Source organism: Gloeothece verrucosa PCC 7822 (assembly GCF_000147335.1).
In the GTDB taxonomy this organism is placed as follows: Bacteria; Cyanobacteriota; Cyanobacteriia; order Cyanobacteriales; family Microcystaceae; genus Gloeothece; species Gloeothece verrucosa.
In genome coordinates this window covers 699,370-714,921 of sequence record NC_014501.1, presented here as the reverse complement: position 1 = coordinate 714,921, position 15,552 = coordinate 699,370, and the positions used below count along the sequence as shown (strand labels likewise).

The window sequence follows — 15,552 nt, the reverse complement described above, 5'->3', positions numbered from 1 at the left end:
AATAAAAAATGGATATAAAAACACCTTTACTAGAAATCAAAAATCTCTATGTTAACTATGGTGCTATTCAAGCGCTAGAAGATATTGATATAGTGGTTTATGAAGGAGAAATTGTCACTTTAATTGGGGCTAATGGTGCGGGAAAAAGTACCACCCTAAGAGCCATTTCGCGGCTGATTCCTCCTCGTCGCGGTCAGATTGTTTACCAAGGAATAAATATTACTCGCTCTCGTCCGGATCAAGTAGTCAGATTAGGCATTGCTCAAAGTCCAGAAGGACGTAGAGTTTTAGCACGACAAACAGTATTAGATAATTTAAAATTAGGGGCTTATACTCGTTCGGATAAGTTAGGGATTAAAAGTGATTTAGAAAAGCAGTTTATTATTTTTCCGCGTTTGGCAGAACGTCGTCATCAATTGGCCGGAACTCTTAGCGGCGGAGAACAGCAAATGTTAGCCATTGCTCGTGCGGTGATGAGTAAACCCAAGTTATTATTATTAGATGAACCGAGTCTGGGTTTAGCCCCGCAAATTGTGCGAGAAATTTTTTCAGTTATTCGTCAATTAAATGAGTCAGGAGTTACGATTTTATTAGTAGAACAAAATGCCACTTTAGCCCTACAAACTGCCACAAGAGGATATGTTTTAGAAGCCGGAAAACTGGTACTAAGCGGCCTAGCTTCAGAATTATTAAAAGATGAGCGAGTTAAACAAGCTTATTTAGGATAAAAAAACCTAACCTCTTTCCCTAAAAAAATTATAGGGTGAGCAAGGTCACAGACCATGTTAAAAGTAGAGACTAGCCCTGGCAACCTCTTGCTAAACCATTAATCTTTGTTTCCCCTATGTCAACTAGCGCACCTCTTCCCTGGCGTTTTATTCCTCTGATGGCGGCTTCTGGGCGGCTACAGATGGCCGTTGATACTTGGTTGTTAGAACAACACCTCAAAGGAAACCAGCCTTCTGTATTGCGTTTTTACCGTTTCGAGCCGCTTGTGATTTCCCTGGGTTTTTTGCAACGCACCTATCCTCAACACTGGGACTCTTTGCAGATTGAGCGAGTTCGTCGTCCTACAGGGGGTAGAGCGGTTCTACATAGCAATGATTTATGTTATAGCGTCATTACTTCCAATATCAAAGGAAAACGTGCCGAAATTTATCAGCAGCTTTGCGAGTTTCTCGTTCAAGGTTGGCGCGATCTGGGTTTAGAGTTGTATTATGGTGAGGCAGGGCGCGGCTATATCCACAAAGCTAGTTGTTTTGGCACAGCGACTAATGCAGATTTAGTTGATGCTGAGGGCAATAAATTTATTGGTAGCGCCTTACGATGCAGCCATGAGGGAATTATTCAACAAGGATCGATGCAACTGGATACCGATCCTAACTTATTTCAAGCTATATTTGGTGAGGCTGCCCCAAAAGCTCAATTTAAGAATGTTTTTGAAGATCAAGCTTTTTTAGAAAACATTATCTCTACTCTAACGGATGCGGCTTGTCGCTGTTTTAATATTGAATTGATTGCTCAACCTTTATCAGACGAAGAGTTAGTAAAAATTACAAAAATAGCAAATTTGTAGGCTGGACAACGACAGGGAAAATGTTGAAACGTCAGCGATAAAAATAATTATAAGTACCTGGACACAATTAAAGTTCCCTGTTCCCTGTTATTTAATCTAATTTTAGAACTTGATTGCGTCCAAGAGTAATGGATTGGGCTTCAATAAAGATATATTTAATATCAGGGTATTGAGTCCGAATTGATAATTCTATACGATCAATAGCTTGAGCAATATCTTCCGCCGACAGATGACGATGAAATTGAATGTCTAAATTTAATAAGATTTCATGAGGGCCGAAATAAAGCGTAAGAAGCCGCAATACATCGGCTACAGCAGAGTCAGCAATAGCTAGTCTTCTAATATGTTGTACAGTATGATTATCAGCACCTTCCCCGATTAATAATCCTCGACTTTCGTAGGCTAAAAGCACCGCTACAATCGCTAAAATAATGCCAATAACAATAGATGCTATTCCATCGAAATAAGGATTATTAAAAATCTGACCTAAAATAATGCCCAATAATGCCACTATTAACCCCAACAAAGCGGCAGTATCTTCATACAATATTGTAAAAATGGTGGGGTCTTTGCTGGTACGGACTGCCTCAAAAAAACTTTGTTCGCCAATGGAGGGAGCAAATTCACCAAAGGCAACAAACCAAGAAAATCCTTCAAAAAAGATAGCTAATACCAGTACAATATAATTCCAAGTGGGGTTTTCAATGGGATGGGGATGAATTAGATGAGTAATGCCTTCATAGACAGACATACCACCGCCCACCGCAAAGATTAAAATTGCGACAATTAACGTCCAGAAATACAATTCCCGTCCGTGGCCGAAGGGATGGTTAGCATCAGGAGGGCGTTTACTTAAACGAATTCCAAGCAATAGCAGCAATTCATTACTGGTATCAACTGTTGAGTGTATGCCCTCTGAAAGCATGGCCGAACTTCCTGTAAACCAGGCGGCAATAAATTTGGTGATAGCTATGGCTAAGTTTGCCCCGATAGCAGCAAATATCGATTTTTTTCCGGATTCTCCCGCCATGAGATTCTGCTTTTATGGGTTGATGTTTTAATCTTGATTAAAAGGCGGCTTCTTCTGCGAGAGTCTTTGGAGAGATTTTCACAAAATAAGCCCGCACCCTGAAGGGTGGGGCTATACGAGCGAAGCCCGCCTACGCGGGCTAAATTATATTTGTAGGGTGAGTTAGGTGATAGCGTAACCCACCAAAACTCTACAAAGATAGGTTATGCTTTGTATGTATTAAAGTAAGATCAGTGTATAAGTGTAGCTTACTAACTCTGACAGTTGCTAAAAAAAGCGGAGACAACAGATGACCAATCAACCTCTATCCGAACATGAAACAACTTTTGTAGCTATTCAGTTAAAAAATGGCGAAACAGTTAAGGTCAGTATAGATGAATTAGAAGATTTTTGGACGGCTAATGCTGATGAAATTAAGATTACATACGGTAAGCCTCGCCGTCCTCGACATAAAACTGCTGTAGCTACAGATAAATAGCTTAGTAGTATTTAATGTAGATTATTTTTGTCATAAATGATTTATATAATTCACTCTTTTAATATATCATATCTATTTCTATACATAATTTAGTAAGGCAGAGCAAAACACACCCTTACCCTATGTCTATATTTAGGATTTGAGTAAGTCCTGCAAAATTTCTGCTTCCTGATGCAATTTTTTAAATTCCTGTCGTTCTTGCTCAAGCTTTTCTGTTAAATTAGCAATTTCTTTCTCTAAATTAGCAATTTTTTTCTCTTTTTGAGCCTTTTTTTCGTAATTATCTTGCCATTTTTGTAACCATCTTTTTTTTAGAGAACCTTCATCACTGCCACTCCCCTCGTCATCATCATTAAAAATAGATTCGGTTGTTGTAGTATTTTGCGATTCCGGTATAATAAAATCGTGTTTAACTCCATAGTTAAGCAAGTTAGGAATCGTAAAATGATTGAGATTTAACTCTTGTGCCAATTGATATAACTCTTCTTCTTCATACCAGCGATCTTTCTCCATATTGCTTAGAATAGTAAGCATATTGCTCTTTTTTTTGGGTTTATTGTTACCGAGTCTATACTTCATAGCTTTCTTAAAAAATAGATAGTTAACCAGCGATCTTTCTCCATATTCTTTGTAATTGTAAGAATATCCCCCCTTTTTGGTTTTTTGTTACCAAGTTTATATCTCATATTACGCCCTACCCTCATAGTTAACTTTTCTTTTGTACAACTACGTAACTATTATAGCAGAGTTTTCTAATTGTCTAGTATATTAAAATATTTACAGAAGAAGAAATGGCAAACTAATGTACTAAAATTGGGCAAACAATAAGAGATTGTTTCCTTTAACAAATTCTCGGTAACTGTTCTCCACTCAACATATCTAAAATGCGACTAGCACCGATCAGACTTTGTACAGTAACTAACCCCATCTTAGCGTCACTCCTGCCCGTTACCTGACCAATTATGCAAGCTTGCTCATTATGCGATCGCAATATCTCCAACGCTTTATCTACCGACTCCTGGGGAACAAAAGCCGCAAAGCGTCCCTCATTAGCCACATACAAGGGATCGAACCCTAAAATCTCACAAGCGCCTTGCACATCTTCTCGTACTGGAATCACATTTTCATCAATATTTATCGTTACTTTTGCACTGGCGGCAATTTCATTTAAGGTACTCGATAAACCGCCTCTCGTTAAATCTCTCAAACAATGAATCTTTACCCCGGCTTCTATCAGTTCTAACACAATACTAGCAAGCGGCGCTGAATCACTTTCGATCGTTGTCTCAAACTCTAACCCTTCTCGAACCGCCATAATGGCAATACCATGACGACCAAGGTCCCCATTAATTAAAATAACATCTCCCGGTTCTACACTTTGGGGAGCAATAAGTAAATCATGTTCTACTATTCCCACTCCGGCGGTATTAATAAAAATACCATCCCCTTTTCCCCTATCGACAACCTTAGTATCCCCCGTAATAATTTGGACATTAGCATTTTCGGCGGCTTGCTGCATAGATTGAACAATACGCCACAGAGTTTCCATCGGTAAACCTTCTTCGAGGATAAACCCCACACTCAGATATAACGGACGCGCCCCACTCATGGCAAGATCATTAACAGTCCCATGAATGGCTAATGAACCGATATCACCCCCCGGAAAAAACAGAGGGTTAATGACATAAGAATCTGTGGTAAAAGCGATTTTATCGGTAGGCAAGCTTAAAACGGCTGAATCATGGGGAATACTTTTAGCCGCGCCAAAAGTCGGCAAAAACATCCTTTCTAGCAACTGCTGCATCAATTTACCCCCGCCTCCGTGAGCCAGTAATACGGTAGGATATTGGTCTATAGGGATAGGACAAGAGACGGTAAAATCAGTCATTGCTAGTGATTAGGGTACAGATAGTAATTGTATTGTAGGTTGAGCCAGTGGAACGAAACCCAACTCTTTACTTAAGTTAAATCATTTTAGGTTTCTGTGGCGCTCAACCTAACTTAGAGATACAATTAACTACAAGCCTTACCACAAGAGTTTTAAGGCACTAACGAGTGCTAAAAAGCAAAAAACCCATAATATAATTTGTCCAGTAGCACCCTCAAATTTGAATCCAGTTGCGTCAACCTTAATAGTATCTTGGGTTGAAAAGTCTAGAACAACAACTATGCAGGTTGCCGCTATGGCCGCCAGGGGGATTCCAATAGCTGCTGGTATATGATCTAATAAAACACTTGTTAGATCTCCACTGTAAGACCCAAATTCTACTAATTGCACAAGATATACACCCGCAAACCACATTGTTGCGCCAACTACAACTAGCTGAACAATACGCTTTAACCCATCCCATAACCAATTACTCTCTTGGCTTTGAGTCATACCGATCTCCTTTAAGTTCAACCTATTGCTAATTAAACCACAAAAAATCGCTTATTTAGTTTAATTTTCAATAAAAATCAACCTTTTAAACACATAAAAAGTTACAATCTAAAATAAAAGTACAGATAAAATACAATTTGATTCATCAAATACATATAAAAGATAAACTTATGAGAGAGTCTGTTACTTATCAAGATATTCTGCAAAAAGGCCAGAAACAAGGAGAACGCATAGGGTTACAATTAGGCTTACAACAAGGCAAATTAGAATTAGTTATGCGTCTTCTGACTCGCCGTTTTGGGAAAATTCCGCGAGAACAAGAAGATAAAATGAATCAGTTATCTACAGTACAAATAGAAGATTTAGCGGAGGCTTTGTTAGACTTTCAATCAATGTCAGATTTAGTATCCTGGTTAGATAACAATTCTTAATTTATAGCCAAAACCCGAATGGCAGATCAAACAAATAGACAGCGCTTATCCTTAATTATCCGAGGTGCAGTGCAGGGTGTGGGGTTTCGTCCCTTTATTTATCGACTCGCTACAGAATTAGCGTTAGTCGGATGGGTGAATAATTCTTCTGTAGGGGTGTTTATAGAAGTTGAAGGTAACAGAAATACTTTAGAGTCTTTTTTAGAACGGGTACAACGCGAAAAACCCCCGCGATCGCAGATCCATACCATCGAAACCCAATGGTTAGACCTGAGCGGATATACTACTTTTGAGATCCGTCATAGTGTTAGCGGCGAAAAAACCGCCGTAGTGTTGCCGGACCTTGCTACTTGTCCAGACTGTTTTAGAGAAATTTTTGACCCCCATAACCGCCGCTACCGTTATCCTTTTACCAACTGTACCAACTGCGGGCCCAGATATACCATTATTGAAGCGTTACCCTATGACCGGTGTAATACCACCATGAAAGGGTTTAAAATGTGTCCCCAATGTCAAGCAGAATATGAAAACCCTTTAGATAGACGCTTTCATGCACAACCCAATGCTTGTCCTGTGTGTGGGCCTCATTTAGAATTATGGAACCTCCAAGGTGAAGTTTTAGCGGCTGGTGATCGCGCTTTGATAGCGGCTGCTAACGCCATCAGAGAGGGAAAAATTGTTGCTATAAAAGGATTAGGTGGGTTTCATTTAGTGGTTGATGCGAGAAATAGCGCCGCCGTAGCAGAACTGAGAAAGCGTAAAGGCCGCCCCGATAAACCTTTTGCTGTTATGTATCCGGGTTTGGACTTGGTAAAGGAACAGTGTCAGGTGACTCCTACCGAAGAGGAATTATTACAGTCTGCTGAATGTCCTATTGTTTTGTTAAAGTTTGACCTCTCCCCTAACTTCAGATCCCCCCTAACCCCCCTTATGAAGGGGGGAACCATATCTTCTGAGGTGGCACCCGGGAACCCTTATTTAGGGGTGATGTTACCTTATACGCCTTTGCATCATCTCCTGATGAGAGAATTAGGGTTTCCTATGGTTGCTACCAGTGGGAATGTATCCGATGAACCTATCTGTGTTGATGAACTTGAAGCGCTACAAAAATTAAACCAAATAGCAGATGTATTTTTAGTTCATAACCGTCCCATCGCCCGGCCAGTAGATGACTCTGTAGTCCGTACTATGGGAGGTCGAGAAATGGTTCTACGCCGCGCTAGAGGTTACGCCCCTTTTCCTATAATTATCCCATCCCCTACTCCCTCTCCCTTAACCCCTGTTCTGGCAGTAGGCGGCCATTTAAAAAATACCATAGCCATCGCCCGCCCGCCTCAAGTGTTTCTCTCTCAACATATTGGAGACTTGGAAACCCCTGCCGCTTTTAACTATTTTCAACAAGTCATGACTAGCTTAAGGGAACTCTATGAGTTTGAACCTGAACTGGTTGCTTGTGATGCTCACCCCGATTATATCTCGAGTCAGTTCGCCGCTTCTCAAAACTTACCCCTCATTAAAGTACAACATCATTATGCCCATGTTCTCTCTTGTATGGCCGAACATGGACTCGAACCGCCCGTTTTAGGGGTTGCTTGGGATGGGACCGGATACGGCGAAGATGAGACGATCTGGGGGGGTGAATTTATTTATATCTCCGAAGAAACCTATCAACGAGTGGCCCATTTTCGCCCTTGGCAACTCCCGGGCGGCGAACAAGCGGTCAAAGAACCTAGACGAATTGCTTTAGGACTGTTAGAAGAACTGTTAATTTTAAACCCCGTCCTTGAAGGGCGAGGTCTTATTAACAATACACCCCTTGAGCAAACCTTTACTCCTCAAGAATTATTTTTACTGAAAACCATGCTTAAAAAAGGACTGAACAGTCCTAAAACTTCTAGCGTCGGCAGATTATTTGATGGGGTCGCTTCACTGTTAGGAATTCGTCAGAAAGCCAGTTTTGAAGGACAAGCGGCTATGGAGTTAGAATTTAAAATAGGAGAAATGATCACTGATAACTATTATAATTTTTCTATCTCCTCATCCGTTCCCGCTATTATTGATTGGTCGCCGATGATCACAGCAATTTTAAAAGATGTTTCTGATGAGCTTCCCCTGCCAGAAATTTGTGCTAAGTTTCATAACACGCTAGTTAAAATAATTCTTGAGATTGCCAAGAGTTTCCCCTGCCATCAGATAATATTAACGGGAGGCTGTTTTCAAAATCGTTATTTGACAGAACGCACAATTGATCAGTTACAACAACAAAATTATTGTCCCTATTGGCATCAACAGATTCCGCCCAATGACGGTGGACTTGCTTTAGGACAAGTTATAGCCGCACTAAAACCCAGAGTTTCTATTAATCATCAAGAGGTTTAAACGATGTGTTTAGCTGTTCCTGGAAAAATCGTGAGCATCAATGGAGATGATCCCCTGACAAGAGTAGGAAAAGTCAGCTTTGGTGGGATTATTAAAGAGGTCAATTTAGCCTACGTTCCCGATGTTGAAGTGGGAGATTATGTCATTGTTCATGTGGGTTTTGCCATCAGTAAAGTTGATGAAGAAGCCGCCGAACAAACGTTAGAATATTTCCAAGAAATCTCGGAATACACTTCGGTTTAACTGACTTCCCCACCTCAAGGCCCAGGGATGCTCCCACCTAAGTACCTGGACATAAATAAAGCACTCTATATTAAGAAATGTTTTAGTGTCCGAACTCTTACCCATTGCCCTTTCCCCCTTCCCCATTCCCCAATCTCACAGTTAACTTTATTGGGAGTCCGACTACTTAGCGGCTTTTTCTTAGATAACTGAGTCGAGCCTATAGATCACTTGTATCAGTTTCTGAGGCGGTGAGTTTCCCTCCAAGCTAACATTGTCCACAACTCCAGACCAATAAACACCCGATCAGGTTATTTTGCTGATTAGGGGATGATCTCCATTAGGACTCAAGACAGAACTTGTTACAATAGTTTACAAAGAAGATCATTATTGATTGCCCTTTATTAAACCCCTATGGCCCCCATTAGCAACTTGCCTGAAATACAGTCTCAAGAGTATCTAACCGTTGATATTCAGCCGCTTCACATCCCTGAAGGACATAGAGAGGAACTCGGTCCCATCAGCGATACTTCGCCTGAGAGTTGGCGTTACAATCCAGAACGTATTTATGCTCATTATAGTAAGCGTCCTCTACAGGTATTAGGAAGGTTATTTAATATCATCGTTCCTTTTGTCTTCTTTACCCTCAGTATATGGTGGGACAAAATAAGCGGAAAAGCCGAAAAAAATGGCAAAAAACGCGCGAGCCAGATCAGGAAAATATTGACTAAACTGGGTCCCACTTACATTAAAATAGGACAAGCACTCTCCACAAGACCGGATTTAGTTCCCCCTACCTATTTAGAAGAACTGGCGACTCTGCAAGATCAACTGCCGTCATTTCCTAATGAAATTGCCTATCGTTTCATTGAAGAAGAATTAGGGGCGACTCCCCAAGAAATATATGCAGAACTGTCCCCACAACCCATTGCTGCGGCTTCATTGGGACAAGTGTATCGAGGTAAATTAAAAACTGGAGAAGAAGTAGCCGTTAAAGTGCAGCGTCCTGATTTATCACGCCGCATTACTTTAGATATATATATTATGCGTCGTCTAGCCAGTTGGGCGCAAAGAAATATTAAACATATTCGTTCGGATTTAGTAGCCATTACCGATGAATTAGCCGGACGGATTTTTGAGGAAATGAATTATGTCCAAGAGGGTAAGAATGCAGAAAAATTTGCCGAACTGTATGGACATATCCCCGAGATTTATGTCCCCAAAATCTATTGGGAATATACCGGGCGGCGTGTGCTGACGATGGAATGGATTCATGGGATTAAATTAACAAATATTAAAGAAATTCAAGCAAGGGGAATTGAAGCCACCCATTTAGTTGAAGTTGGGGTTCAGTGTTCTCTGCGTCAACTGTTAGAACATGGTTTTTTCCATGCAGACCCTCATCCGGGTAATTTATTAGCCATGTATGATGGCAGATTAGCTTATCTGGATTTCGGGATGATGAGTGTGATTAAACCTTATCAAAGATATGGATTGATTGAGGCCGTTGTTCATTTAGTGAATCGGGATTTTGAATCTTTAGCTTATGATTATGTGAAGTTAGATTTTTTAAAACCCGATACCGATTTAAGACCCATTATTCCGGCATTAGCACAGGTTTTTGGCAATGCGTTAGGCGCGAGTGTTGCGGAATTAAATTTTAAAAGCATTACGGATCAAATGTCAGCAATGATGTATGAATTTCCTTTCCGTGTGCCGGCTTATTATGCTTTAATTATCCGTTCAATGGTGACATTAGAAGGAATTGCCATTGGTATAGACCCGCATTTTAAAGTTCTCAGCAAAGCCTATCCTTATATTGCCAAGCGGCTTTTAACTGATCCTTCAGACGAATTACGAAACTCTCTGCGCGATCTTCTTTTTAAAGAAGGAAGTTTTCGCTGGAATCGCTTAGAAAACCTGTTGCGAAATGCTAAAAACTCTCCCGATTATAATTTTGATAGTGCTGTGGATCAAGCCGTAGATTTTCTCTTTTCCGAAAGAGGCACATTTATTCGCAATAAAATCGTCGATGAAGTGGTCAATGCTATCGATATTTTTGGGCGCAAAACTTGGTTTAATTTTTCGTCTTCAGTGCGAGAACAAGTCGGTTTAGCCGTACAGGAAACCCCACCGGAATTAAGAGATAATTCTCAGACTGTAGAACATCTAAAAAATATCTGGAATATCTTACAAGAAACTCGGGGATTTGATCCGATGCGGTTAGTGCCGGTATTAAGCAAAGTAGTTACTAAACCTGAAACTCAACAACTCGGCCAAAAAATAGCTGAAGGGTTAGCCCAAAAAGCGATCGCTAGACTCATCCGTAATTTATTGTTACAGGAGGAAAAAAATTCGAGAGAAAATTACAACTATTCAGTTAAAAAGCCAGCTTTGCCGCCTGCAATCGTTCCCTAATCCAATAAAACCTTAAATCTATCCAAATTTCATCGGTGTTCATCTGTGGATAATTATCAAAAAATCCATAGATGACACTAATTTAGAAGACCAAATAGCACCAGAAGCCGTCACCGGTGCATCAATACGCTTAACAGATGGGTAGTCATAAATAAATATTAATTAATAATGTGTTGTGGATTTAATCAACGCTCGAATTTTTGAGCAATGTTAAGATAATCTTTAAACACCTTACGGATTAGACTTTTATGCAAAAGCGTATTAAACTCCCCTTAAACTTTTACCAGCCTAACATATTTTTATCAACATTATTCATTTTATATTCAGGAGGAATGTTTGTTATTTTTGCACTCCTGGCGCGTATTGTTGCTACTGATAATATTCCTCTGGTTGCGCGTATTCCATTAATGATTATTTGTTTATTAGGGGCACAACAAGGACTACATTTATTAGGATTTGTCGCCCATGATGGCTTTCATTTTTCCCTCTATCCTAATAAATATGTTAGCGTTTTTGCGAGCATTTTTTTCTCCTCGATGATTGTGGGATGGCCGGCCATCGGTTACGCTCTTGTTCATCCAACACACCATCGCTACACCAATCAAAGTCAAGACCCTGACCGTCAGATTTACGTTAAATACAAAAGCGTTTGGCAAAGAATGTTTTTAGCTCGATTAGCGATTAATCGCCAAAATGTCCGCCATACTTTTGATGTATTATTGGGTCGTTCTCTGCCGGATTATTACGCTCGGCTACCCTTTAATCAGCAGATGATAAGAGTCTTTGCTGTGGTGAATATTTTAACCTTAATATTTTGGTTAAGTATTTACATTGCTATTACAATTTTTGATCCCTTAACAGGAATAATTGGCATTTTATTACCGCATTTATTATCGATAGGAATAAGTGGATTTCGTTTTTATGTGGAACACGCTGAAACGGGTATAGGTCCATTTTGTAATTCAAGAACTCGAACTTCTTGGCTAATGTCTATTTTATATTTCTTCAATAATTATCATCTGGAGCATCATCTTTACCCATCAGTACCTTGTTACAAATTGCCAATGGTTCATCGTCTATTAAAAGAGCAAGGCATTTATGAACAAGCAAGTTCTCCTATTGAAAAAGGACTTTTTAGTGATTTTTCTTTTATGATGGCTAAGTTGACTGATGCTCCCTAAAAGTCTCAATGATCTGACGGTTAACTTTGAGGTAACCGGGTTCAACATGGGTGAAATGCTCCCTTAACTTTTGGTGAGCCGCCGGCAGGGCGTGAAAAGGAATCGAAGGATATAAATGATGCTCGGCGTGAAAGGGCATATTCCACATTAAAAAGCGTATCGGCCAAAAAGTTAGGGTGGTTCGGGTATTGCTCAAATGATTATCATCTTTGGTGCAACCGGTATGTTCAGCCAGCAAAATGAAGCGCAAAAAGGGTTGACCCACTGCTAGAGGTAGCAACCAGTAGAGGAAAAACCAGGGCTGCCCAACAAATAGGGAAACAGCGATACCTGCTCCATAAACGGCTAATTGTAGTCTGATCGAGCGGGTTACTTCTTTTTGAGCCGCTTCAGGAACATAAGGACAACCCTCAAATTGACCGCAAGCCATACGAAAATAGCCCCGTAACTTGTCAACCCACCACAGCAACCCACTCATGACTAATAGATACTCCCAAATATTGCTCGGTTCGAGGTCAGTCAATTCAGGGTCTTTATTGGGAATGCGAGTGTAACGGTGATGCCACTTGTGATAGCGGCGGTAAAAGGTACTGTTATAGAATGACAGCAAACCAGCAAACCAACCGACAAGATCATTTAAGCGATTATTTTTAAATACGGTTCGGTGAACACACTCGTGCATAGGCGCAAACATAGAAGCGAAAGAGAAGCCATACACCACTAGGGCTGGTATACCTATCTCCCAACGATTCAGATGTGTCCCCCACAGATAACCACTGACTCCCATAATGGTGAGATGTCCGGCAAGATATAAGAAACCTTGCCAATTAGAACGGGCATTTAAGGCGTTTAGTTCTTGAACTGAGAGAATTTGATGATGTTTAGTTTTCTGGCGAGCCACTGGATCAAACGTTTCCGGCTCTTGGACTGTATCCATAACAGATAAATCGCTTTTTAACATCGCTTTACCTCAACAGGCAAATAACAGGAGTTGGCTTGATGGGTGAAATATATAATTATGTTGTGATCAATAATTGTAGTTAGGACTACTTTTTAAAAGTTTAACTTTTATACCGTTTTAAGTTGTCACCCATGTGCGGAATGTGGGTTGTAAAATACTGCCGATATAACTCACAGTTGGGTATGACTTTATCTGTTAACTTTTTGATCAGTCCCATACTGCTGAGTTTATAACTCAAGATTGAATCTAATGAGATTGGTTCTTGAGCCTTGAGAACGGTATCTAAGGCTTTTGCTAATTCAGGTTGTTCAAGCAATGCTACTTGATGACGTTGTAAATGAGATGAATAAATGCCGCTTGGTGTTGCGGCTGTATCAATGAATTGAGCAAAGGTAATATCCCCGCAACTGAGATGATAAATAGCCAAATGTACTAATGCTGGATGTCCTTCTACCATCGCCATCAGTTGTCTAGCTTCTTGTCCATCAGACCAGTTGAGTCCATAGCGTTGAGCTAAGTGTTGTACCTGTTCTAAATTAAAGTTGTTTAACTCGATGGGCAACCCTACATTAAATGGGGATTGTTTTAACTGAAGAGGGACATAAATTTCTGTAGAGTGAACGATAATTAGCCGTAATTTTTGCCATATAGGTTGTCTTTTAGCTTCCTCATACCAGGAGCGAAATAAAGGTAAAACATCTTTGGCTACTAGAGGATGCTCAAAGAGAGCTTGAACTTCATCTAAGGATAAAATAAGAGGTGCATTAATTTGCTTTAATATATAGTTGCGTAAATAGAGAGAACAACTAATTTTGCTGCCAATATCTTCATCCCAATAATCGTCTAATTTCATTTCCAGTTCTAACTGGTGAGTAATATTAGCACAGAGCCAACGCAAAAATCGAGGTAAATTGTCTAAAATTACATTGTCGATTTGCTCTAGATTTAAACTAACAATATGGTAGCCTTGACTAGCCGCATAATCTAAGGCTCTCAACAGTAAAGAAGTTTTCCCCATTTCTCTAGGTGCTTTAATCCGGACTAAGGCACCGGGTTTTTTAATTTCTTGAAAAACTTGCATTTCCATCTCAGTTCTTTCGATGTAGAAGGGAGAATCGAGGGGAACTGCACCACTTGGGTAAGAAGGTAAATCCACATTGGCAGTATTATTAATCGACCCTGGGTCACACTGACCTATGGGTTGCAATTCCTGCGCTAAAATATGTGAATTATCGGGATAAGTGGCTGTCTTTTCTGGTGTATTAGAGAGGTTCTCCACTAAGTTAAACGTAGAGTCAGAGTCAGTAGCTGTTATTTGGGAATTAGCTAGTTCTAGTGTTAGTTTTTCATTTACCCAGTCTAAATCAAAAATTTGGGCATAAATAGGGTTTTTGACCGTTAAACTGCCTTGCTGTTGGGAGACAACCCCAGATAAACGTAATTCTAAGTATTCAGGAGAGTTGAGAGCCGGAATTTGTCCCTGTTGTAAAATCTGTTGATATAGCCGTAATAATTGTTGAGTTTTGGGAGTATTATAGAGCAAGTTATCGCGTATGGTTCTTAAATGCTCTGGTTGATCTTGAGCTTCCCAATTGAGGATAATTTTGTTCTCGACAAGTTGCTCAATCCACTGCCGCTCCTCACCTTCTTGAAGAGGGGTAAATTCTGTGCTATTCTTGCAGTAATTGACTATTAATAAACAGAGTTTTTGGGTAAGAAATGGTTGTCCATTAGTCCAATATAAAATTTCTTTTAAGACAGCTTCTGGGTTGCTAACTTTCCCGACTAATCCCTTAATTAAAGGTTTACTATCTTCGAGTTTAAAGCCTTGAAGTTCAATAGCTCGACCGATATTAAAAGGCGTAGAATAGTGTTTATCTTGAATCAAATCTGAAGGGGTAGCAACTCCTAATAAAGCAAATGCCAGTCGTTTATAGGCTGGCTTAATAGCTCGATTTTCATAACAGTGGCGAATCAAGGCGAAAAATTCGTCGGTAGAAAACTTCAAGCCCAACACATTATCAATTTCATCGATAAAGATCACAATTTTTTGCTGAATCTGGGTCAACAATACAGTTTCAATAAATTGATTCAAGCACTGAATTGGAGAAAGATCATCACGTTCTTTTAACCAACTACGCCGATTAATTTCTAGCTTAAAAGCACTAACTAATTCTTGAATAATTCCGCCATACCATTGAGGCGCGGTAATTTGTTGACTACCAATTCCCGTTAATTCTATTTCAGCACAAGCAAAACCTTGAGTCCGCAATTTATTCATGGTTCGTATTCGTAAGCTAGATTTTCCCATCTGTCTAGCATTGAGGACATAGCAATAGTCAAGTGCTAATAAACCTTCGTACAGTTCTCTGTCTGCTTGCCGCACTACATAAGTTGGCGCATCAGGCGGGAGACTACCACCAGGCTGATAAATGGGTTTGAGTTGGGCAGACATGGGTATTTTTGATGATAAAAACCTAACTTAGTCAGAATTAT

General features: G+C 40.0%; 14 protein-coding genes. 8 read left to right on the top strand and 6 right to left on the bottom strand.

The genetic code is table 11. The features are described 5' to 3' along the window. Window positions 1-8: 8 nt before the first annotated feature. Together CYAN7822_RS03110 and CYAN7822_RS03105 are read left to right on the top strand one after the other, a co-directional pair. On the top strand, window positions 9-728 hold the full coding sequence (locus CYAN7822_RS03110) for an ABC transporter ATP-binding protein (RefSeq protein WP_013320786.1): 720 nt from the start codon (window positions 9-11) through the stop codon (window positions 726-728). A gap of 116 nt (window positions 729-844) precedes the next feature. Further along, window positions 845-1,576 (top strand): lipoyl protein ligase domain-containing protein, encoded by a 732-nt coding sequence (locus CYAN7822_RS03105; protein WP_013320785.1) that lies wholly within the window; start codon window positions 845-847, stop codon window positions 1,574-1,576. A 91-nt stretch (window positions 1,577-1,667) separates the two neighbouring features. Here the strand turns inward: CYAN7822_RS03105 and CYAN7822_RS03100 are convergent, their stop codons facing one another. After that, the gene (locus CYAN7822_RS03100; RefSeq protein ID WP_013320784.1) at window positions 1,668-2,606 is read right to left on the bottom strand and encodes a cation diffusion facilitator family transporter; all 939 of its coding nucleotides are present in this window, start codon (window positions 2,604-2,606) and stop codon (window positions 1,668-1,670) included. 289 nt (window positions 2,607-2,895) lie between these two features. Between CYAN7822_RS03100 and CYAN7822_RS03095 the strand changes: the two genes are divergently transcribed. Further along, entirely contained in the window at window positions 2,896-3,084 is a 189-nt protein-coding gene (locus CYAN7822_RS03095; RefSeq protein ID WP_013320783.1) for a hypothetical protein, read from the top strand. 132 nt (window positions 3,085-3,216) lie between these two features. Here the strand turns inward: CYAN7822_RS03095 and CYAN7822_RS03090 are convergent, their stop codons facing one another. From CYAN7822_RS03090 to CYAN7822_RS03080, 3 genes are all read right to left on the bottom strand, one after another. Beyond that, complete coding sequence (locus CYAN7822_RS03090; RefSeq protein ID WP_157871775.1) at window positions 3,217-3,618, bottom strand: hypothetical protein; 402 nt, start codon at window positions 3,616-3,618, stop codon at window positions 3,217-3,219. A 307-nt stretch (window positions 3,619-3,925) separates the two neighbouring features. After that, a complete protein-coding gene (gene hypE, locus CYAN7822_RS03085) occupies window positions 3,926-4,972 on the bottom strand; it encodes a hydrogenase expression/formation protein HypE (protein WP_013320781.1) in 1,047 nt (348 codons plus the stop codon). A 138-nt stretch (window positions 4,973-5,110) separates the two neighbouring features. After that, complete coding sequence (locus CYAN7822_RS03080; RefSeq protein ID WP_013320780.1) at window positions 5,111-5,464, bottom strand: hypothetical protein; 354 nt, start codon at window positions 5,462-5,464, stop codon at window positions 5,111-5,113. A 170-nt stretch (window positions 5,465-5,634) separates the two neighbouring features. Between CYAN7822_RS03080 and CYAN7822_RS36685 the strand changes: the two genes are divergently transcribed. From CYAN7822_RS36685 to CYAN7822_RS03055, 5 genes are all read left to right on the top strand, one after another. Further along, window positions 5,635-5,895, top strand: a complete 261-nt coding sequence (locus CYAN7822_RS36685; protein WP_013320779.1) for a DUF4351 domain-containing protein — start codon at window positions 5,635-5,637, stop codon at window positions 5,893-5,895. Window positions 5,896-5,913: 18 nt separating this feature from the next. Further along, a complete protein-coding gene (gene hypF / locus CYAN7822_RS03070) occupies window positions 5,914-8,274 on the top strand; it encodes a carbamoyltransferase HypF (protein WP_013320778.1) in 2,361 nt (786 codons plus the stop codon). A 3-nt stretch (window positions 8,275-8,277) separates the two neighbouring features. Beyond that, the gene (locus CYAN7822_RS03065) at window positions 8,278-8,517 is read left to right on the top strand and encodes a HypC/HybG/HupF family hydrogenase formation chaperone (RefSeq protein WP_013320777.1); all 240 of its coding nucleotides are present in this window, start codon (window positions 8,278-8,280) and stop codon (window positions 8,515-8,517) included. Between the two features lie 393 nt (window positions 8,518-8,910). Next, entirely contained in the window at window positions 8,911-10,914 is a 2,004-nt protein-coding gene (locus CYAN7822_RS03060; protein WP_013320776.1) for an ABC1 kinase family protein, read from the top strand. Window positions 10,915-11,246: 332 nt separating this feature from the next. After that, complete coding sequence (locus tag CYAN7822_RS03055; RefSeq protein ID WP_157871774.1) at window positions 11,247-12,095, top strand: fatty acid desaturase family protein; 849 nt, start codon at window positions 11,247-11,249, stop codon at window positions 12,093-12,095. Here the strand turns inward: CYAN7822_RS03055 and CYAN7822_RS03050 are convergent. Then, window positions 12,073-13,056, bottom strand: coding sequence for a fatty acid desaturase family protein (locus tag CYAN7822_RS03050; RefSeq protein ID WP_013320774.1), 984 nt, complete (start codon window positions 13,054-13,056; stop codon window positions 12,073-12,075). The genes CYAN7822_RS03055 and CYAN7822_RS03050 overlap by 23 nt on opposite strands. A 100-nt stretch (window positions 13,057-13,156) precedes the next feature. Continuing rightward, window positions 13,157-15,511 (bottom strand): AAA-like domain-containing protein, encoded by a 2,355-nt coding sequence (locus CYAN7822_RS40460; RefSeq protein ID WP_013320773.1) that lies wholly within the window; start codon window positions 15,509-15,511, stop codon window positions 13,157-13,159. Between the last annotated feature and the right edge of the window lie 41 nt (window positions 15,512-15,552).